The sequence below is a fragment of the Devosia geojensis genome (genome assembly GCF_000969415.1).
GTDB lineage: Bacteria > Pseudomonadota > Alphaproteobacteria > Rhizobiales > Devosiaceae > Devosia > Devosia geojensis.
The window spans coordinates 67,815-87,158 of record NZ_JZEX01000124.1 but is presented as its reverse complement, the minus strand read 5'-3'; the positions used below and the strand labels follow the sequence as shown (position 1 = coordinate 87,158).

Annotated in this window: 18 protein-coding genes; 4 read left to right on the top strand and 14 right to left on the bottom strand. The window is 67.9% G+C overall.

Annotated features, from left to right (window positions below; all coding sequences use genetic code 11):
• Nucleotides 1-3 precede the first annotated feature (3 nt).
• Both VE25_RS14885 and VE25_RS21940 read right to left on the bottom strand, forming a co-directional pair.
• Nucleotides 4-600 (bottom strand): LbetaH domain-containing protein, encoded by a 597-nt coding sequence (locus VE25_RS14885; protein ID WP_046109421.1) that lies wholly within the window; start codon nt 598-600, stop codon nt 4-6.
• Nucleotides 597-1,691: a glycosyltransferase gene (locus VE25_RS21940; protein ID WP_052731995.1), complete on the bottom strand. Its 1,095-nt coding sequence runs from the start codon at nt 1,689-1,691 to the stop codon at nt 597-599. Before VE25_RS21940 ends, VE25_RS14885 begins: the two co-directional genes overlap by 4 nt.
• 174 nt (nt 1,692-1,865) lie before the next feature.
• Here VE25_RS21940 and VE25_RS14870 point away from each other — a divergent pair, with 174 nt between their 5' ends.
• Both VE25_RS14870 and VE25_RS14865 read left to right on the top strand, forming a co-directional pair.
• Complete coding sequence (locus tag VE25_RS14870; protein WP_052731994.1) at nt 1,866-3,053, top strand: glycosyltransferase; 1,188 nt, start codon at nt 1,866-1,868, stop codon at nt 3,051-3,053.
• Entirely contained in the window at nt 3,050-4,378 is a 1,329-nt protein-coding gene (locus VE25_RS14865; protein WP_046109419.1) for an O-antigen ligase family protein, read from the top strand. The genes VE25_RS14870 and VE25_RS14865 overlap by 4 nt, the downstream gene beginning before the upstream one ends.
• A gap of 8 nt (nt 4,379-4,386) precedes the next feature.
• Here VE25_RS14865 and VE25_RS14860 read toward each other — a convergent pair whose 3' ends face one another.
• From VE25_RS14860 to VE25_RS14805, 12 genes are all read right to left on the bottom strand, one after another.
• On the bottom strand, nt 4,387-5,646 hold the full coding sequence (locus VE25_RS14860; protein ID WP_046109418.1) for a WcaI family glycosyltransferase: 1,260 nt from the start codon (nt 5,644-5,646) through the stop codon (nt 4,387-4,389).
• A 79-nt stretch (nt 5,647-5,725) separates the two neighbouring features.
• The gene (locus VE25_RS14855; RefSeq protein ID WP_046109417.1) at nt 5,726-7,072 is read right to left on the bottom strand and encodes a UDP-glucose dehydrogenase family protein; all 1,347 of its coding nucleotides are present in this window, start codon (nt 7,070-7,072) and stop codon (nt 5,726-5,728) included.
• A gap of 140 nt (nt 7,073-7,212) precedes the next feature.
• On the bottom strand, nt 7,213-8,229 hold the full coding sequence (locus VE25_RS14850) for an NAD-dependent epimerase/dehydratase family protein (RefSeq protein ID WP_046109416.1): 1,017 nt from the start codon (nt 8,227-8,229) through the stop codon (nt 7,213-7,215).
• Nucleotides 8,230-8,331: 102 nt separating this feature from the next.
• The gene (locus VE25_RS14845) at nt 8,332-8,844 is read right to left on the bottom strand and encodes a ferritin-like domain-containing protein (protein ID WP_046109415.1); all 513 of its coding nucleotides are present in this window, start codon (nt 8,842-8,844) and stop codon (nt 8,332-8,334) included.
• Between the two features lie 69 nt (nt 8,845-8,913).
• Nucleotides 8,914-10,734: a malto-oligosyltrehalose trehalohydrolase gene (gene treZ, locus VE25_RS14840; RefSeq protein ID WP_046109414.1), complete on the bottom strand. Its 1,821-nt coding sequence runs from the start codon at nt 10,732-10,734 to the stop codon at nt 8,914-8,916.
• Between the two features lie 55 nt (nt 10,735-10,789).
• Complete coding sequence (locus VE25_RS14835) at nt 10,790-11,539, bottom strand: SDR family NAD(P)-dependent oxidoreductase (protein WP_046109413.1); 750 nt, start codon at nt 11,537-11,539, stop codon at nt 10,790-10,792.
• The gene (locus tag VE25_RS14830) at nt 11,536-12,345 is read right to left on the bottom strand and encodes an SDR family NAD(P)-dependent oxidoreductase (RefSeq protein WP_046109412.1); all 810 of its coding nucleotides are present in this window, start codon (nt 12,343-12,345) and stop codon (nt 11,536-11,538) included. The genes VE25_RS14835 and VE25_RS14830 overlap by 4 nt, the downstream gene beginning before the upstream one ends.
• The gene (locus VE25_RS14825; RefSeq protein ID WP_244466939.1) at nt 12,342-13,163 is read right to left on the bottom strand and encodes a sugar phosphate isomerase/epimerase family protein; all 822 of its coding nucleotides are present in this window, start codon (nt 13,161-13,163) and stop codon (nt 12,342-12,344) included. Before VE25_RS14825 ends, VE25_RS14830 begins: the two co-directional genes overlap by 4 nt.
• Nucleotides 13,163-14,209 (bottom strand): Gfo/Idh/MocA family protein, encoded by a 1,047-nt coding sequence (locus VE25_RS14820; RefSeq protein WP_046109411.1) that lies wholly within the window; start codon nt 14,207-14,209, stop codon nt 13,163-13,165. The genes VE25_RS14825 and VE25_RS14820 overlap by 1 nt, the downstream gene beginning before the upstream one ends.
• Nucleotides 14,206-15,189, bottom strand: coding sequence for a C-terminal binding protein (locus tag VE25_RS14815; RefSeq protein ID WP_052731993.1), 984 nt, complete (start codon nt 15,187-15,189; stop codon nt 14,206-14,208). Before VE25_RS14815 ends, VE25_RS14820 begins: the two co-directional genes overlap by 4 nt.
• Entirely contained in the window at nt 15,186-15,965 is a 780-nt protein-coding gene (locus VE25_RS14810) for an acetoacetate decarboxylase family protein (RefSeq protein WP_046109410.1), read from the bottom strand. Before VE25_RS14810 ends, VE25_RS14815 begins: the two co-directional genes overlap by 4 nt.
• On the bottom strand, nt 15,962-16,684 hold the full coding sequence (locus VE25_RS14805) for a FadR/GntR family transcriptional regulator (protein WP_046109409.1): 723 nt from the start codon (nt 16,682-16,684) through the stop codon (nt 15,962-15,964). Before VE25_RS14805 ends, VE25_RS14810 begins: the two co-directional genes overlap by 4 nt.
• A 179-nt stretch (nt 16,685-16,863) precedes the next feature.
• Between VE25_RS14805 and VE25_RS14800 the strand changes: the two genes are divergently transcribed.
• Together VE25_RS14800 and VE25_RS14795 are read left to right on the top strand one after the other, a co-directional pair.
• Nucleotides 16,864-17,991 carry a mandelate racemase/muconate lactonizing enzyme family protein gene (locus VE25_RS14800; RefSeq protein WP_046109408.1) on the top strand — a complete coding sequence of 376 codons (1,128 nt, stop codon included), beginning with the start codon at nt 16,864-16,866 and terminating at the stop codon, nt 17,989-17,991.
• 122 nt (nt 17,992-18,113) lie between these two features.
• On the top strand, nt 18,114-19,295 hold the full coding sequence (locus VE25_RS14795; RefSeq protein ID WP_046109407.1) for a sugar ABC transporter substrate-binding protein: 1,182 nt from the start codon (nt 18,114-18,116) through the stop codon (nt 19,293-19,295).
• Nucleotides 19,296-19,344 lie beyond the last annotated feature (49 nt).

Genomic DNA, 19,344 nt, shown 5'->3' with positions numbered 1-19,344 from the left:
TGCTCAGGTGAGGCGACTGACGAACGGCGTGCGCCGCCCGATGGGTCTTGCCGGATTACCGGCATAGATGGTCCACGGCTCGAGGTCCTTGACAGTGACGCCCCGGGCTCCGAGCACCGCACCTTGCCCGATTGTGACGCCGGGGCCGACGAAGGCCTCGGCGGCCACCCAGGCTTGCGCGCCGATCTCGATGGGGCGGGCGACGAGCTGAAAATTTGGGTCGTCGAGGAGATGCGTGCCGGTGCATAGATGCGCGCGTTGGGAAATGACGGCGCGCTCGCCGATGATGATGCGATCCATGGCATAGCAGATGACGCCGGGTCCGAGGGTCGCCTGCGAACCCATCACGAGATTGGGCGGGTACCAGATGCTGGCGCTGGCATAGACGCGCGCATTTCCCGCAACCTTGGCGCCGAAGAGGTTGAGCAGCAGCACGCGCCAGCGATGGAAGGGCGGCGGTGTCCAACGCGCCAGCACAAGCCAGGCCAGGACCCAGGCTAAGCGAAAGAGGCGGTTGGAAAGAGTGAAGGACGGGGCCCCGGCAAGCGTATCATGCCGGCCCGCATCGAGGATAACTGAAGGACGGTCGGTCGATGTCATGGCCGAGCCTCGCGGATGCGGCGGTAGTGATCCAGCATCTGGCGGGCGACGTCCGTCCAGAGATACCGCTTTGCATAGGCGCGGGCGCTCGTCGCGCGTTCGGCCTTTTCGGTCGGAGACATGGCGAAAGCGGCCGTCGCGATGTCCGGAAAATCGCGGAAATCGGAGGAAATCGGCAGGGCGATATCGTGGGCGAAGAGCTCGGGCAGGTTGCACTGGGCGGTGATCAGGGGGATGGCTCCGAACTGGAGGGCCTCGAGCACTGCCATCGGCAAGCCTTCGCTCAGCGATGGCAACACGAGGAACGCGGCCGAACGCAGCGCCGCGGCCTTGGCCTCTCCATAGAGCGCACCGACGAAGAATACGCCTGGCGTCGACGCGGCAAGAACCGCGACTTCCGTCTCGTAGGCTTTCTCCCCCCAACCGGCGATTGTCAGCCGTTCCTTTCGGAGGCCGGGCACGGCGGCCCAGGCGCGGATCAGCTCGAGCACCTGTTTCTTTTCATGCAGGCGCCCGAGATAGAGCATGCCGGAACGGACGCCGGCGGTATCCGCGTCATCCGCTGCCGATATGCCGTTGGGCACCACGAAGGTGCGGCGGGCAAGATCGGGCATATAGGCGAGAGCCGCCTCGCGCTCCGCCTGGTTCAGCGCATGGAGGTGCGCTTTTGTCAGCATCGGGCGCTCGAAGAGCCAGGCATGAAGCGCCTTGAGGCGCGGGCGCCGGGCCAGGATCCACGGATCGAGCATGCCATGCGAAGACACGATTACATCGATGCCGCGGGCGACCGCCAGCCGGCCATAGGCGGAGGCGGCCGACCAGATGCCGTGGATGTGGAGGATGTCCGGTTTCAACCGGGCAAGCTCGCGCAGGATGCCGGGATCGAGACCGTAACGGCCGAAACGGAAGGGGAAAGGACGCACCGGCACGTCGCCCCAGACCGCGCGGTCCTCCGCGAAATGCCGATCGGCGCCGCCGATGACGGTGATATCGGCGCCAAGGTCCGCCAATCCCTGAGCGAGACCCGAGACCGAGTAGTAAAGGCCGCCGGCCGACCGGGAAAGGGAGGTGGCATAGTGGACTATCTTCATGAGCCCCCGCATGAACGACTGTATCACCAGGGTCCAACTCTGCGGGCAAACCCGAAGAAAGCAAGCGGTTTAACTCAACGCTCGCCATAAGACTGATCTGCGCAAATATCGTTTACGCCTGAGGCTGCGAACTGTAGACCTTTGTGGGGCAGGACGCGTGGGGGCGAGGACGGCATGAGCGAAGCGGACGCGGTGCTGGCCGCCGATGCCAGGCGCAGCGAGGCAAGCGCCGCGAGACGCGGACACATCGGGTTGGCGGCGATGTCGCTGGGCGGCGGCGGCGCCGAGCGGGTGGCGGTCAACCTGGCGCGCGGGTTCATCGCGCGCGGGTGGAAGGTCGACATGATCGTCGCCAGCGGGGCCGGCAGCTATGGCGCCCTGCTGCCGGCTTCTGTCGAGGTTCATGTGGTCGGCAGGAGTCCCTGGTCGATGGCGCGGGGCCTCAGCGCCTGGTCGCGGCGGAGCCCGGGGGCGGTGCTGCTTTCGTGCCAGGCCAATCTCAGCCGCGTGGCGGGGCTGTGCGTGGCCGCCGGATGGCTGCGCAATCCGCTCATCGTCCGCGAGCCCAACATCATCAGATCCGTGCCCCTCAAAGGCCAGTCCCGGCTGTGGGCTCCCTTCGTCCCCTTCCTCTACAGGAGAGCGGGGGGATTCATCGCGCTTTCGCAGGCAGCGCGCGAGGATCTGGCCGCGATGATCGGCCGGGCGCCGCACGATATTGCCCTCATCGGCAACGGCGTCGACCAGGCGGAGGTTTTGAGGCGCAGCCGCGAGCCCGTCGAGGAGCCGTGGCTGGGCCCGGACCGGCCGGCGCCGGTGGTGGTGACCGCTGGCCGGCTGACGGCGCAGAAGGGGTTCGAGACCCTGCTGGCGGCGATGGCCGAGGTCAACGCGGTGCGGCCCACCCGGCTCATCATCCTCGGCGAAGGCGAACTGCGCGAGACGCTGACGAGGCTCGTGGCCAGGCTCGGGCTGGCGGGGACGGTGAAGATGCCCGGTTTCGTCGAGAACCCCTATGCCTACATGGCACGCGCCGATCTCTTCGTGTTGCCGTCGCGCTGGGAGGGAAGTCCCAATGCGCTCATCGAGGCGCTGGCGACCGGGACGCCCTGCGTTGCCACCGACTGCCGCAGCGGCGCGCGCGAGATCATGACCGATCCTGCCTGCGGGCGGCTGGTGCCGGTCGGGAATGCGCCGGCCATGGCCAAGGCGATGCTCGGGCTTCTGGCAGCACCGGGCGACCGGGCCGAGCGGATGGCGTTCATCGGCGGCGAGCACGGGTATGAGCGCTGGATCGACCGCTATCTTGCCGTCGTCGAAAGCGTGATGCAGAGCGGCGCCATGATCGGGGAGCGGGTATGACCGTCGCAATCGCGACGGCGGAGCGTCGCACCGATGTCTCGCCGCGGCGAACGGGCCTCAGGGACGTTGCCGTCTTTGCTTGCCTGTTCGCGGTCCTCAGCATCGAGCTCTTGTTCTTCTATTCGCCGAGGGTTTCCGTGGCGGGGGTGCAGGTGCGATACCTGCTGACCGCGGCGTTGCTCGCGCTTGCGCTGGCGGGGATCGTCCATGCCGCGCTGCGGCGGGGAAGCCTGACCGTCAACCGGTTTCATCTCCAGCTTCTCGCTCTCGTCGGGCTCATCGTCTTCAATGCGCTGGCGGTGGCGGTACTTGCCGGCAACTTCTCGACGAGGACCGCGGTCATCCTCTTCGTCCAGCCGACGGTGCTCCTCGTCGCGCTCATCGCTCTTTGCGGCAACCGGCCGCTGCGATTGATCGCTGTTGTATTGGCCGCCGCCAGCATGAGCAGCGTGTTAGCGGTGCTGCAGGCGCTTGATCTCGCGGTCGCCTGGCAGGTGCAGGGGTTCTTTGCCGAAGCCATCCCGACCGGCTACCGCCTCGACGGGCGGGTCGCGGGGCTGACGGCCGACCCCGTCCGGCTCTCCTATATCAGCCTGCTTGGAGCGGCCATTTCTCTCGGGTTGTTGGCCGGAGGGGCGCGGCGGCTGTTGCTCCTCTTGTTCCTCGTCAACGGTGCAGCGACGATCCTCAGCGGCACGCGCTCCGCTGTCGTTGCGCTCGTCGTCCTGCTCGCCCTTGCCGCGTTCCTGCGGGTCCGCAAGGCCGACAGGCCGGCCGCGCTGGCGCTCATCGGCATCGGGCTCCTGATCGCCTATAGCGCGGTCCTGGTGGTTGCCGAGTTCGGCGAAGGACGGTTCCTGTCGACCGACGATTTCAGCTCCGCGTCACGCGGCGTGCTGCTCGAGGCGGCCCTCCACCAGATCGCCGCCATGCCGTTCGGCATCGGCTTTGCCAGCTTCGCCGAAGCCGCGCTCGGCCTCGATATCTATTGGAACGAGCATGCCGTGGTCGCCCGCTTTGCGATCGGCACCTTCGAGCCGCACAACTATTTCATCAATTTCGCGATCTACTACGGCGTGCAGGGCGTCGTTCTCATCGGCGTCTTCTACTGGCTGATGCTGCGGGCGGCGCAAAGGGCCCGCGTGAGCGACAGCGCCACGGTGGCGGCGACGGGCCGGGTGGCGCTCTATGCGCTCTTCTCCTTCATCGTGCATGTGCTCGTGCACAATTCGGGGCCCTTCAACGGGGATACGAGCCTCATCACGGTGCTCGCGCCGCTGGTGGCGGTCTGCGGGTGGCGCACCACGCGATCCCGATTGGCGTGATGACCCGATCAGGAGCCGGCGCGTTCGTCCGCGGGAGCATATCCTGCTGGCGTGGGATCGATCAGTTTCGGCACGAGGCGCGCCAGGATCGCCTCGCCGCTCCAGCGCTCGACGGCCCGCTCCCGCGCCGCTGCCGATGCGTGCGCATGCAGCCCGGCATCGTCCATCAGGCGAACGATGGCGTCGGCGAAGGCGCCGGCGTCGGCAGGTGGCGTGACGAGGCCGCAGCCCTCGACCTCGGCGGCAAGGCCGGTGCCGGGTGCAGCGGTCGCGACCACCGGGCGGCCCGATGCGAGCATGTTGGCGAGCTTGCTCGGCAGCACGAGGTCGGCGGCGCCGGCCAGTTGGGGCAGCAGGTGGATGGTGGCGAGACCGAGGAGGTCATTTAGGCGTTCCCTCGGCTGCAGGTCATGGACGCGGAAATTGGCAAGGCCGCGCACCCGGGCCGTGAGGTCGGCGCGATTGGACCCCTCGCCGCAGACGACGAAGGTGAGGTCGGTGCGGTGCGCAAGGCGCCGGGCAGCCTCGACGACGATGTCGATGCCCTGCTTGTTGGCGATGTTGCCGGAGTAGAGCGCGACATGGGGCGTCGCGATTCCCCATTCCTGCCGATAGCGCGACGGGGTGGCGAGCGGACGAATGCCCTCGGTATCGGCCCAGTTCCGCAGCTCGACGATCCGATCGGACGGTACGCCCTTTTCGGCGAGCTTGGCGCACATCTGCGGGGAGATGGTGCTGAGCGTGCCGAACCCCGTCAGCACCCGCTTTTCGAAGGCGCGCGCGAAAACGCCCAGATATCCGTCCGCCTTGATGAGGCCGGTGGCAAAGGCGGTCTCGACCTCGAAGTCCTGGACATGCAGCCAGGACCGCGCGCCACAGAGGCCTGCGGCGATGCGCGCGGCAGGCGCGGCGGCGAGCGACGGGGCGATCGCCATGACGACGTCCGGACGCCAGGTCAGCGCCTGCCAGATGAGGGGAAAGGCGCTGAAGACGGCAAAGCTCGCGTGATGGGCCAGGCGCCTGGGACCCGTGGGTGAGGCCGGGATGTAGTGGGGCACGCGCGTGATCTCGACGCCCGCTTCGCGGTCGCCGTCGAAGGTGAAGGCCCGGTGGCCTTCGACGAGCCGCCAGGCCGGATAGTAGGGCTTGCCGGCGATGACCCGCACCTCATGGCCGACACGCGCGATCGCCTCCGCCATGCCGGCCGTATAGACGCCGGTGCCGACCTTCTCGGGGGCATAGTTGAGGCCGAGGACGAGGAGCTTCACGTCATGGCTCCATCGTTTGCGTATTCCGCAACTTGCCCGCGTTTCGTCGTGCCCCCCAACAGCGTGACGTTCTTTCCTGCTATTCTGCCGCCGCACTCTCGGGGATATGGGCTTCCCCATCTCCCGGCCGGCCGATGCTGTGGTAGGTGAAGCCGGCCGCCTCGACTTCGCGGCGCCGGTAGACGTTCCTCAGGTCGATGAAGAGCGGCGTCGCCATTGCCGCGCGGAGCCGCTTGAGGTCGAGGGAGCGGAACTGGTTCCATTCGGTCACCAGCACCAGGCAATCGGCGCCTTCTGCGGCCGCGTAGGCATTGTCGGCATAGTCGACGCCCTCCATCAGCGCGCGGGCGGCGGACATCCCTTCCGGGTCGTAGGCCCGCACCCTGGCGCCGGCGTCCCGCAACGCCTGGATGATGGCAATGGAGGGGGCTTCGCGCATGTCGTCGGTATTGGGCTTGAAGGTGAGGCCGAGGATGGCGACGGTCCTGCCGCGGACCGAACCGCCGAGCGCGGCGACCACCCGCCGTCCCATGGCGCGCTTGCGCTGGTCGTTGACGGCCACAGTCGTTTCGACGAGCCGCAGGGGGCTGTCATAGTCCTGCCCGGTCTTGACGAGAGCGAGGGTGTCCTTGGGAAAGCACGAGCCGCCATAGCCCGGACCAGCATTGAGGAACTTGGGGCCGATGCGCTTGTCGAGGCCGATGCCGCGCGCGACGTCCTGGACGTTGGCGCCGGTCTTCTCGCAGAGATCGGCGATCTCGTTGATGAAGGTGATCTTCATGGCGAGGAACGCGTTGCCGGCGTATTTGATGAGCTCGGCGGTGCGCCGGCCGGTGAAGAGGAGCGGCGCCTGGTTGAGGTAGAGCGGGCGATAGACCTCGGTCATCACATCGCGGGCCCGTTCGTCCTCGAGCCCGACGACGATGCGGTCGGGGCGCTTGAAGTCTTCGATCGCCGCGCCTTCGCGCAGGAACTCGGGATTGGAAACGACGGCGACGTCGGCTCGCGGGTTCGTCTCGGCGATGATGCGCTCGACGTCGTCGCCGGTGCCGACGGGAACCGTCGACTTGGTGACGACGACGGTGAAGCCCTCGACGGCCCCGGCGATGGCGGCGGCGGCGGCGTGGACGTAGGAGAGGTCGGCATGACCGTCGCCGCGGCGCGAGGGCGTGCCTACGGCGATGAAGACGACGTCCGCCTGCGCCACGGCGGGGGCGAGGTCGGTGGTGAAGCGCAGCCGGCCGGCGGAGGCGTTGTCGGCCACCAGCCGGTCGAGGCCGGGCTCGAAGATCGGGATCTCGCCACGTTCGAGGGCGGCGATCTTGCCGGCGTCGAGATCGACGCACACGACCTCATGGCCGAAATCGGCAAAGCAGGCGCCGCTGACGAGCCCCACATAGCCGGAGCCGATCATCGCAATGCGCATGGGGCGCGCCCCTCCCGTCGCTTACCGGACCGATGCGGATGCTCGCATGAGGAGCAACGCAAGGTAAAGGTGAAGGCCGCACGATTTGCGCGGGCGGCCCCGGCATGGCAGCCATGCGCCGCGTCCCAGACGCACCGATATCAGCTCGCGGCCATGTAGTCGGCGCGATACCAGTCGACGAAGGCGCGGACACCTTCCTCGATGCCGGTCTGCGGGCGGTAGCCGGTCAATGCCTCGAGCAGGGCCGGATCGGCGAAGGTCTCGGTGACGTCGCCGGGCTGCATGGAGAGCATGGTCTTCTTCGCGACGCGGCCGAGGCACGTTTCGATGGTGGCGATGAAGTCCATGAGGCCCGCCGGTTGGCCGCCCCCGACATTGACGCAGCGCCAGGGGGCGATGGGCGAGAGGGAATCGGTGACGCCTTCGGCCATGACGGGGTGGCCGGTCTCGGGTATGGCGGCCATCAACCGGACGACGCCTTCGACAAGGTCGTCGACATAGGTGAAGTCGCGCTGCATCCGGCCCTCGCCATAGACCTCGATGGGCTCGTCGTTCTCGATGGCCGAGACGAACTTGAAGAGCGCCATGTCGGGCCGGCCCCAGGGCCCGTAGACGGTGAAGAAGCGGAAGCAGGTGACCGGCAGGTGGAAGAGGTGGGCATAGGAGTGGCTCATAGCCTCTCCCGCCTTCTTGGTCGCGGCATAGAGGGAGGCGGGGAAATCGGTGCGGTCGGCCTCGACGAACGGCATCTTCTCGTTGCCGCCATAGACCGAGGAGGTCGAGGCGATAAGGAGGTGTCCGGGCGGATGCGCCCGCGCGGTCTCGAGCAGGTTGAAGGTGCCGATAAGATTGGCGCCGATGTAGCTCTCGGGGTGCTCGATGCTGTAACGCACGCCCGCCTGGGCGGCGAGATGGACGATCACTTCGGGGGCAAAGCCGGCGACGGCCGCTTCCAGGGCATCCCTGTCCTCGAGCATCGCCTCGACGGCGGAAAAGGCGTTGGAGCGCCTGAGAAGCGCGTGGCGCCTCTCTTTCAGCGACACGTCGTAGTAGGGGGTCATCCCGTCGAAGCCGACGACCTGATGACCATCGGCGAGCAGGCGCCTGGCGAGATGAAAGCCTATGAAGCCGGCGGTGCCGGTGATGAACACTTTCACATGCGCCCCCTTTGTTCCCGCCTGCCGCCTTCGGCAGGCCGCCGCCAATTGCCTACAGACAAAAGGCGGCGGACGAAAGGGCGCAAGGGCGCGGGGTGGGTTTTACCTTTTGGCCTCCTCGCCGGCGGTGCGTAGGCCCGCATATTGCAGGGTCACGGCCTCGATGTTGCTGTCGAGCCACTCGGCCATTGCCTGCTCTTCCTCGAGGTTCTGCCGCAGGGGACCGATGGCGCTGCGCATGCCCGCCTCCTCGGCGAGGCAGAGGAGCGATTTATAGGCGGCGATCTCGTAGTTCTCGAACGCGAAGTCGGCAAACGAGTTCTTGACGATCTCGTCGGGCGCGAGGGTGTGGCCCATGGCCGCCATGGTGCCGCCCATGGAAAGGGCCGTGTCCTTGAGGGCGGAGCGGTCCTCGCCCATGTCGTCGAGGATGCGGTCGAGCCGTTCAATCTGGCCTTCGGTCTCCAGGATATGGTCGCGCAGCCGCGCCTCGACCTGCGGGTAGTTCTGAATGCGGTCGGCCTGGGGTTTCATGATCGCAAGGGCCTGGTTTTCCATGGCATGCGCGTTCTTGAGGCCGGTGACGAAGATGTCTCGGGCGTCATGGTGGGCCATTTGATCTTGCTCCTTTTTGGGATCGGTCCTTCCGGACAAACTCGTCTCGCGCGCGTTCGTTGCCACAGGTTAATCCAGCCTCGCGACGGATCCGCGCGAGACGACGACGCTCCACGGCATCGACATGTCCTCGCAGACCTTCCCGGTCGTCCAGATATGCTCGCCGGCCTCGGTCGGAACACCGGCCGCAGGCTGCGACCCGAGATTGGCGGTGATGCGCCAGCGGCTGGCGTCGGCGAGCCGCCAGCAGACATCGAGGATGCCGCCATCGGCCCGCAGGATTTTTCCCGCGTGGCCGCCTATGCCGGCAAGGCGCGGCACGAGCTCGCGGCGGCGCACCTCGATGAGGCGCTTGTAGACGGCGAGGGCCTGCGCATGTCCGTCCTGGCGCCTTTCGGTCCAGTCGAGCACCGCAGAACGCCAGGTCAGCTGCTCGCAGGGATCGGGCATGCGGGACCATATGGTCGGGTCGGGAAAATCCGCCATCTGCCGGCGCCGCGAGGCGCGAACGGTTTCGCGCAGTTCAGGCGGCATGTCGGCGAAATAGGGAAAGGGCGTGGAGGCGGCCCACTCCTCGCCCATGAAGATCATGGGGATGGTGGGGCTCAAGAGGCAGATCGTGGCGAGCGCCAATACGCGCTCGAGGGGCACCGTCTCGTGCAGGCGCTCGCCGAGCGGGCGGTTGCCCACCTGGTCGTGGTTCTGCACATAGGAGACGAAGGCGGTGGGCGGCAGGAAGGCGCTGGGGGCGCCCTTGGACTCGTTCGAGCGCGGGGTCGGCTCGCCCTGGTAGCCGAAGCCTTCCGTCAGCGCGCGGGCGAGCTTGGGCAGCGCATCGGCATAGTCGACGTAATAGCCCCAGGTCTCGCCGGTCGCGGCGACGTGCATGGGGTGATGGATGTCGTCGTCCCACTGGGCGGTGTAGAGGTGCGGTTTTCCGCCTTCGTCGCGGCGCAGGAGGGTCACGTCGTTGTTGGCGTTCTCGACGAGCAGGTGGATGCGCCGATCCGGCAGGCGGGCCTTCACCGCTTCGGCGATCTCGACGACGAGATGCCTGTCGCTGTCGTCCTTGAGCGCCTGCACGGCGTCGAACCGCAGCCCGTCGAAATGGAACTCTTCGAGCCAGTAGAGCACGTTCTCGAGGATAAAACGGCGCACCGGCCCGCTGCTCGGCCCGTCGAGATTGGGCGGATCGCCGAACTCGCCGTCGTGCTCCTCGGAGATGTAGGGCGCGTAGGTTGGCAGGTCGTTCCCGTCGAGCCCGAGGTGGTTGTAGACGACGTCGAGGGAGACCATCATGCCGCGCGCATGGGCGGCGTCGACGAGGGCGCGCAGGTCATCGGGGCTGCCGTAGCAATTGGCCGGCGCATAGAGCAGCACGCCGTCATAGCCCCAGCCGAAGCGGCCGGAGAAATCATGCAGCGGCATGATCTCGAGCGCGTTGACGCCGAGGCCGGCAATGGCGTCGAGCCTGCCGATGGCGGCGCGGTAGGTGCCCTCAGGCGTGAGGGTGCCGATATGCGCCTCGTAGTAGACGACCTCGTGCCAGTCGATGCCGGTCCATTCCGCGTCGGTCCAACGATGACCGGAGGCGTAGGCGACGCTCGGTCCATGGACGCCCTCGGGCTGCCAGCGCGAGGCCGGATCGGCCACCACCTGCCCGCCGTCGAGGCGGAAAGCGTAGCGTATCCCCGACGCGGCGCCGGCGACGAAGAGATCGAACCAGCCGCCGGCGCGCGCCTGCATGGGCAGTTCGACATGCGCGAGGCAGAGATCGATGCGGCGGCAGAACGGGGCCCAGAGGCGGAAGGTGACGCCGCCGTTCCCGAAGACGGGACCGAAGGCGTAGTCGGTGGCATCACCAGGCGGGGGAGCAAGCGATTTTTCCATGGCCTGCCTGCAACGGCGCAGCCGCGCGCCGGTTCCGGCAGGTTAGACAGCAGCTTCAGGCGAGGCCGAGATTTTCGTCGCGAATGTCGATATAGCTGCCGGAAAGATCGTCGTGCGCGCCGGCCGCGAGGCGGGCGATCGCGCGGGCGGGGATCTCGGGCGGCAGCAGGTTCTCGCGGGGGATGTCCGCCACGCGGTTGATGCGGCTCTCGCGGATGGCGGCCTGCATGTCGGTGTCGACGAGGCCGGGCGCGAAGGCGAAGCCGAGGATTTTCGCATCGGCGCCTTCGAGGGCGATGGAGCGGGTGAGCATCAGGAGCGCGGCCTTGCTCGTGCAGTAGGCGGCCCAGCCGGGCAGCGCTTCCCTTGCCGCGCCACTCACCACATTGACGATGCGCCCGCCGCCGCGTGCGGCCATCGCCGGCCAGAGCGCCGCGACGAGCGCGGCGGGGCCGGAAACGTTGACGCGCATGGCAAGATCGAAACCGGCCGGATCGAGCCGGGCGAGCGGCGCCATCGGCTCGATGGTCGCGGCGTTGTTGACGAGGATGTCGATGCCGCCATGGCGCAGGATCGCCGCCGCGACGCGAGCGGGAATGGCGGCAATGTCGGCGACATCGAGGGCGAGATCGTCGGCCTTGCCGCCCTCGGCTTTGATCGCCGCGACGACATCGGCGCAATCGCCCGGCCGGCGCCCGCAGGCAATGACGGTTGCGCCGAGATCGGCAAGGGCGATGGCGGTCGCGGCACCGAGCCCCCGGCGCGCACCGGTGACGAGGGCGACCTTGCCGGAGAGCGGCCTCATGCGCCGGGGCCCCGCGCCGCCGCCTCGCGCACCGCATCGGCATCGGGTGCGGCCGCGTAGGCCTGGAAGCCGCCGGTGATGTTGATCAATTCGCCGGTGACGAAGCCCGTTTCCGGGCCCATCAGCCACGAGACGCCGCTGGCGACATCCTCGGGCCGGCACCAGCGGCCGAGCGGGATGGTCCTGACGACGTCGGCCTCGAAGTCTTCCCAGCTCTTGCCGAGCTTTTCCGCCTTGGCGCGGAACGCTGCCTCCATGCCGGTGCCGGGTCCGACATGGCCGGGGGCGATGGCGTTGACCAGCACGCCGCTCGAGGCCATCTCGATGGCAAGGCATTGCGTCAGGCCCCAGACCGCGTTCTTGGAAGCGATATAGGCCGCCGAGAACGGATTGCCGAAGCCCAGCTTGGTGACGACGTTGACAATGCGGCCCTCGCCCTGCCGCGCCATCAGCCGGGCCGCCTCGCGACAGACGAGGAAGGTGCCGCGGCTGTTGACCGCCTGGATGCGGTCCCAGTCGGCAAGGCTCGTTTCGACGACGAGGGCCTGCATGTGGATGCCGGCGCAGTTGACCGCGCCGTGGAGGCGCTCGTGGCGGCGCGCGATCGCCGCGACGCCGGCCATCACCGAGGTTTCCGAGGCGATGTCGATCTCCTCGAACTCGCAGCCGATCTCGCGCGCGGCGGCTTCGCCGGCAGCGCGGTCGCGGTCGGCGAGGACGACGGCATAGCCGTCGGTAACGAGCCGGCGGGCAATGGCCCGCCCGATGCCGCCGGCCCCGCCGGTGACGAGGACGGCGCCCGTCATGGCGCGCTCCAGGCGCGGAAGAGGTCGCGCATCTTGACGGTCTCGGTCAGCACGTCGTCGTGAAGCGTGTCGAAATAGCCCTGGTGGACGTATTCGCTGGCGAACCACCCGTCATAGCCGGCGTCGCGGAAGGTTGCAAACATCGCCGGGAAGTTGAGGGTGCCTTCCTCCAGCTTGGCCTGCAGGGCGCCGGGGCGGGCCTGGCGCAGGTGCGCGTGGCCGAACCATTGCGCCAGCGCGTCGATCTCCTCCTGCCGGTAGCCGGAAACGGCGAAGTGCGCATAGTCGATGGCGAGCTTCACGCCCGGCGCACGCTCGCACATCTGCGCCGTGATCTCCGGGCTTTCGAGATAGGAGTGGACATGCGGCTCGACGCAGACGGCGACGCCCGCCTCGCTGCCGGCTTCAATGAGGGGCTTTAGGGATTCGACGGTCTCGTCGAGCGCCTGGCTGCGGCTCTGGGCGCCGTTGATCATGCCGGGCAGGATGAAGACCGTGGGTGAGCCGACCGCCTTGCAGAACTTTAAGGCCTGGCGGAAGTCGGCGAGGTTCTCGGCGCGATGGGCCGGGTTGGCGAGGTTGCGCTCCAGCGTGTCGCGCCCGAAGAGGTGGTAGAGGTTGGAAACGGCGACGGGCAGGCGCTTGCGCACCTCCTCGCCGTAGCGCTCCGGCTCGGCCAGGAGCCGCGCCTTGTCGAGGGCCGAGCGGTAGAAATAGCCGATGTCTATGGCCTCGATGCCGAGCACCTTGGCAAGGCCTCCGACCTCGTCGAGGGTGAGCTGGGGGAACGACCAGCTGGTGACGCAAAGTCTAATCATCAAACCTCCTCCATCCGCCCGCTTTTTGCCGAGCGGTACATCGCATCGAGCACGAGGGTGGCGCGCATCCCCACCGTGCCGTCGGCGGGGTTCACCGCGGCCTTGCCCCGGCAGAGGTCGACGAGCAGGGTGATCGGCGCGACCGACTCGTAGTCCCCCGCTCCCGGCCCCAGCTCTTCGACATGCGTCCTGCCGTCGTGACGGATCGCCTCGACCCGGGCACGCTCGATGTCGAAGAGCAGCATACCCTCGGTTCCGAAAATGCGAATATCGATCTGGTAGCTGCGCGACTTGGGCACGGTCGCCGAACCCGAGAGCACCATCGTCGCGCCGTTGGCGAACTCAACGACGGCAGCATCGTAGAAATCGACGCCGGCGGGAGACAACCCCGTGCGGGCGAAGACGCGCACGGGATCGATGTCGACCATGCGGAAAAGCGCGCCGAGGCCGTGGGTTAATTGCCCCCAGCCATAGCCGCCCGATTTTGCCGGGTCCGCCCAGGTCGAGACGGGTGGGCGGAAGAGATGGTCCTGCGTCTCGGCCATCGGCTCGCCGCCGAAGAGGTCGGCCAATGCCGAGGCCATCTGCGCCACCACATGCCGCACTTCGCCGACCCAACCTTCCGCGACGAGCCGGTGCGCCGTCTCGACGACGGGCCGGTAATTCCATCCATAGGGCAGCACGATCTCGACGCCCTTGTCTTTGGCCGCCGCGACCAGGGCGCGGGCGTCGGCGGCGGTCGTCGCCATCGGCCTTTCGATGAGGACGTGGAGGCCCTTGTCGATGGCGAGGCGCGCGTGCTGGGCGTGCAAGGTGTGCGGCGAGGCGACGACGATGCCGTGGAGGGCTTCGCTCGCCAGCATCTCTTCGGCGTCGAGATAGGGTTTTGCGCCCGGGAAGATGGCGGCGACCTTGTCGAGCCCCTCCGCGTCCGGGCGGTTGACGGCGATGGTGCCGACATGGGGATTGTCGCGCAGCGCCGGGATGTGGCTGAGCGTCGCCCACCAGCCGGCGCCGATGACGCCGATATTGACCTTGTCGTTCATCGCACTCCTCCCCTGGCGGCGATCGATTCGGGCACGGGCCGGCGCAGCGGCCGGCCGGCAAGATGGGCCGCGATATCGTCGGCGACGAGCTGCTGCAGGCGCGTGATCGCCGCGTCCGAATACCAGGCGGCGTGCGGCGTGAGGATCAGGTTCGGCGCATCGCGCAGCGGCGAATCGGCGGGCAGCGGCTCGGTCGTGAAGACGTCGAGGGCGGCGCCGGCGATGGTGCCGCTCGCGAGCGCGGCGGCAAGCGCCGCCTCGTCGACGAGGGCGCCGCGGGCCGTGTTGACGAGGACGGCCGTGCGTTTCATGCGCGAAAGGCGCTCGGCATTGACGAAGCCGGTGGTCTCGGGCGTCGCCGGAACATGGAGGCTCAGCACGTCGGCGCGCGCGACGAGCGCGTCGGCCGTCACCCGCTCGACGCCGAGGCCGGCGGCGGTCGCTTCGTCGAGCGCCGGATCGGCGACGATGAAGCGGAAGCCCGAAGGGGCAAGGCGCTTGACCACCGCGCGGCCGATCTGGCCGAGGCCGAGGAGGCCGATGGTCGTTTCGCCATAGGCGGGCAGGGGCGAGGCGATCTTGACCGCCGCCCATTCGCCGCGCCGCACGCTCGCGTCGAGCGGCGGGATTTTCCGCAGCAACGAGAGGATCAGCGCCGTGGTGTGGTCGGCGACCTCGTCGAGGCAGTAGTCGGGCACGTATCCGGCGGGCACGCCATGCGCGTTGGCGGCGGCGAGGTCGATATTGTCGTAGCCGATGCCGTAGCGGATGACGGCGGCGTTTGGGGCAAGTCCGGCAATCGCCGCGCGCGTCATCGGGGCGAACTGCACGACCGCGACATCGGCGCCCTTCACCGCCTCGGCGACCTCCTCGCCCGTGCGGCATTGGAAGGCGGCGAACTCGGCGCCGGCGGCGCGCGCGGCGGCCTCCTCGGCAGAGAGCGCGGGAAAGGTATAGTCGGTGACGACGACGCGCATCATTGGCCCTCGAGATAGTCGTGGAGGATCTCGCCCGGCACCAGGGTGAAGTCGGCGCGCCAATAGAAGGCTTCGAGCGGCTCCAGGACGGGCAGGCGGAAGACCGGCGCCTGCGCGTTGGGCCGCAGCTCCACCGTCGCCGGCCCCCGCCAGCATTCGTGGACGACGACATCGGTCAGCTTGCGCGAGGTGATCTGGCGGATAGCCGGGCGACCATCGATGTGGTCGATGGCCTTGAGGTTGAGGTTGGTCGAAAAATCGAAATGGGCGCGCATCTCAGCCGGGTCCGCCAAGCGCTGTTTATATGGCGTGGTGACGGTCACCACGTCGATGCCGTTGCGCTCGACGCCGGCAACGATCAGGTCGCCACGGAAGTCGAGGAACGGATCGGCGAGCTTCTTGGGCTGCCCGTGCACCTCGCGGCCATGGGCGACGCCGCCGTCCGAGGAGAGGAAGAGGTAGGGCGAATAGGCGCCGCTCCCGCCAGAGGGCAGGCGCGCGCCGAACATGACGTTGGCCTCGTGGTAGGGGCCGATCCAGCTGGTGTCGTTCATCTTGTAGATGTGGATGCAGACGAGGTCGCCGACGGGCACGACCGGCGGCGGAGCGAGGAAGGCGAGGGCGGCGGGGTCCGTGCGCCAGAAGACCGTCAGGATCTGCGCATTGCGGAAGGTGAAGGGGAAGGGCGGTACGAACGGCGCGTCCCAGGGGGTCGAGAACCCGCCCTTGCGGATGTCATCCTGCGTCACCTTATCGATGCCCCAGCGGCGTTCGGTCATGGCTTGCTCCCCATCGAGGCTTTGGTCGATTGCAGCACGTGGTCCATGTGGGTCGCCATCGCTTCGCGCGCTTCCGCGGGATTGCCGGCACGGATGGCGGCGAGCACGGCGCGGTGGTCGGCGATGGAGGTGGCGATGACGTTGGGCGTCTCGGAGGCGATCTTGCGGAACTCCTGGCCGAGGATGTTGAGGCTCTGGGCGGCGCGGGCGAGGAATTCGTTGCCGGCGAGGTCCCCGAGGCGCTTGTGGAAGGCTGTGTCGACGTCGCGGTAGCGGGCGGGGTCGGCCTTGGCCTCCTCCTGCCGGTCGATCAGCGCTTCGAGCTCGTCATGGGCAGCCGCATCGCCCCGTTCTGCGGCGAGCGCGGCGATCTCGCCCTCGATCAGCCGGCGCGCCTCGTAGAGTTTGTCGACTTCGGTCGAGCGCAGCGTCAGGAAGAAGGTGAGGGGGCCGAGCAGGTCGCTCGCCTCCAGCCGCGAGACGAAGACGCCGCCGCCGTGGCGCACCTCGACGACGCCGAGGACGGCAAGGGCGCGCAGCGCCTCGCGCAGCGTCGGGCGGGAGACGTGGAAGGTCTCGGCGAGCTTGCGCTCCGGCGGCAACTGGTCGCCGGGCTTGAGGCTGCCGGTGGTGACGAGCCCGAGGATGCGCGCGACGAGGAGCTCGGTGAGCCCCGCCCGCTTCAGAGGCGCTTCCCCGCTGAAATCACTGACCGGCACGCGTTCCTCGCTCCCTTGCGCCCTGCGGTTCGTTCCGCTGCTTCGGCATGAATTGGACAAATGGTCTGACCACTTCTTGACGTAACAGGGGATCGGGTGCTAGTCAACGTCCGCCGGGAGTTGATCCCCCGGCAGAGACCGAGCCCGGTCAACGGGCCGCTCCGGAGGATTTCAGCCCCATGCGCATCGGCCGCATCCGCAGCTATGTGATCCGCTACGAGGACACCAACGACCACGGCAACTGGCGCCATACGGTGCTGGTGCGGGTCGAGACGGCGGATGGCGTCGTCGGCTGGGGCGAGGGCATCGCCATGTGGCCGGAAGCGTGCAAGGCGACCAGGCTCCTGATCGACGAAGGCTTCGGGCCGCTGCTGATCGAAGCGGGAGATATCACTATCGACGAGGCCTGGCGCCGGATGCGCACCCATGCCTGGTGGTACGGAGAAGGCGGCATCGCGTGTTTCGCCTATTCGGCGCTCGACATGGCGCTCTGGGATATCGAGGGCAAGATCGAAGGCAGGCCGATCTGCGATCTTCTCGGCGGCAAGGTGCACGAGAGCCTGCCGGCCTACGTCGCCAATCACGTCAACAAGGCGACGCGGGAAGAGAACATCGCCGAGGTTGTCGGCTTCAAGCAGCAGGGTTACGCCGGCTGCAAGCTCGGCTTCGGCAAGCGCGGCCTTTCCGACATCGGGCGGGATCCGGACAATGACGTCGCGTTCGTCGCCGAGCTGCGCGCGGCGGTGGGACCGGATTTCGATATCGTCGTCGACGCCGGCAACGGCGTCGTCTGGGACCGGCAGACCGGCATCGACACCGTCCGGCGCATGGCCGAGTACGGCATCGGCTGGATCGAGGAGCCGTTCTATCCGACCCGCATCGAGGATTACCGGGCGCTGAAGGACGCGCTGCCCAACGTGCCGATCGGCACCGGCGAGCGCGAGTTCACCGTCACCCAATACAAGCGCCTCATCGAGACCGGCACGGTCGACGTCGTCGGCGTCGATCCGGCGCGGGCCGAGGGGATCACGGGCTTCCGCAAGATCGACGCGCTCTGCGGCGCGGCCGGCATCGCCATCAACGCCCATGCATGGAGCACGGCGATCCTGACGGCGGCGAGCCTGCAGCTTTCGCTTGCCTCACCCAATGCCCGGCTCATCGAGCTCAAGCCCTTTCCCGTGCCGGTGCAGGGCGACCTCGTCGAGGCGCCCATCGGCCAGGAGAACGGCGTGGTGCGCGCGCCCGCCGGTCCGGGGCTCGGCATCCGCGTCAACGAGGCGGTGGTCGAGCGGCTGGAGATCACATGAGCTCAAATGCGCAACTTGACTGACAAGTTGCGAAGTGAGATGGTTTTGGAAAGTTCCGGTGTGCGGCCGAGGAGGGCCGGCGCGGACCAAAGGCGGAAAACCCGCCAAGGAGGAGAAGCGAAATGAAGACATTCGCCAGGGCGCTCGCGCTCGGTGTGGCCGCCGGCGCCCTTTTCGGCGCCGCCGCGCTCGCGCAGGATTTCCACGGGTTCGATCCCGCCAGTTATGACGGCAAGCGGCTCTCGGCCGAGCAATACGCGGCCATGGTCGCCGATGCGACCGCTGCCACGCCGCCGCGCAATGGCGAGAAATACGTCATCGGGTTCGCCAACCTGCAGCGCGACATCGCCTTCGGGGTGGCGGTCGAGCGCTCCATCCAGGAGAACGCGGATCTCGCCGGCGTCGACCTCGTCATCGCCGACAACCGCCTCGACGGGCCGACGGCGCTCGCCAATGCCCAGAGCTTCGTGCAGCGCAACGTCGACTACGTCATCGAATTCCAGACCGACAGCAATTTCGGCCCGACGGTGATGAACGTCTTCAACGAGGACGGGGTCAAGGTCGTCGCCATCGACATCCCCATGCCCGGAGCCACGTTCTTCGGGGCCAACAACCCCAAGTCCGGCTTCATGGGCGGCTCGTACCTGGCGCAGGCGGCCATCGCCAAGTTTGGCGAGGAGCGGGTGATGGAGGGCTATTTCGTCGTCGGCGAGCTGCCGCAGTCGGGCGCCATCCCGCAGATGCGCACCGAAGGCCAGGTTAACGGGTTCCTGTCGGTGCTGCCGGAGTTCGATCCGGAAAAGATGCTGCGCATCGACACCAAGAACACCCAGCAGGAATCGTTCACGCAGATGTCGAACCTGCTGGGGCGCATCCCCGAGGGGGTGCCGATCATGATCACCGCCATCAACGACCAATCGGCGATCGGGATGCTGCGCGCCGTGCAGCAGGCCGGGCGCGAGGCGGACGTGGTGGTCGTCGGCAACGGCGCAGACGAGACGCAGGCGCTGGTCGACGAGGCGGACCTCGTGGCCGCGACCGGCTATTTCCCGGAGACCTACGGCAACTACCTGCTGCCCATCGCGCTTGCGACCCTCGCCGGTCAGGAGTTGCCCCCGGCCGTGCTCGTCAACCACGTGATGATCACCAAGGCCAATGTATGCGAGTACTATCCGGATTTCGAATGCGGTGAGGACCCCGGGTTCGAATACCAGTTCCCGCAGGAAGAATTCTCGGCGTACCTGACGGAGCTGCGCCAGGAGGACTTCCTCGAGGGCTTCGAGGATCTGGTGCCGGCCGAATAGCCGGGCACCACAGGCCGCGCGGCGACGTCCCGAGCGCCGCGCGGCCCCC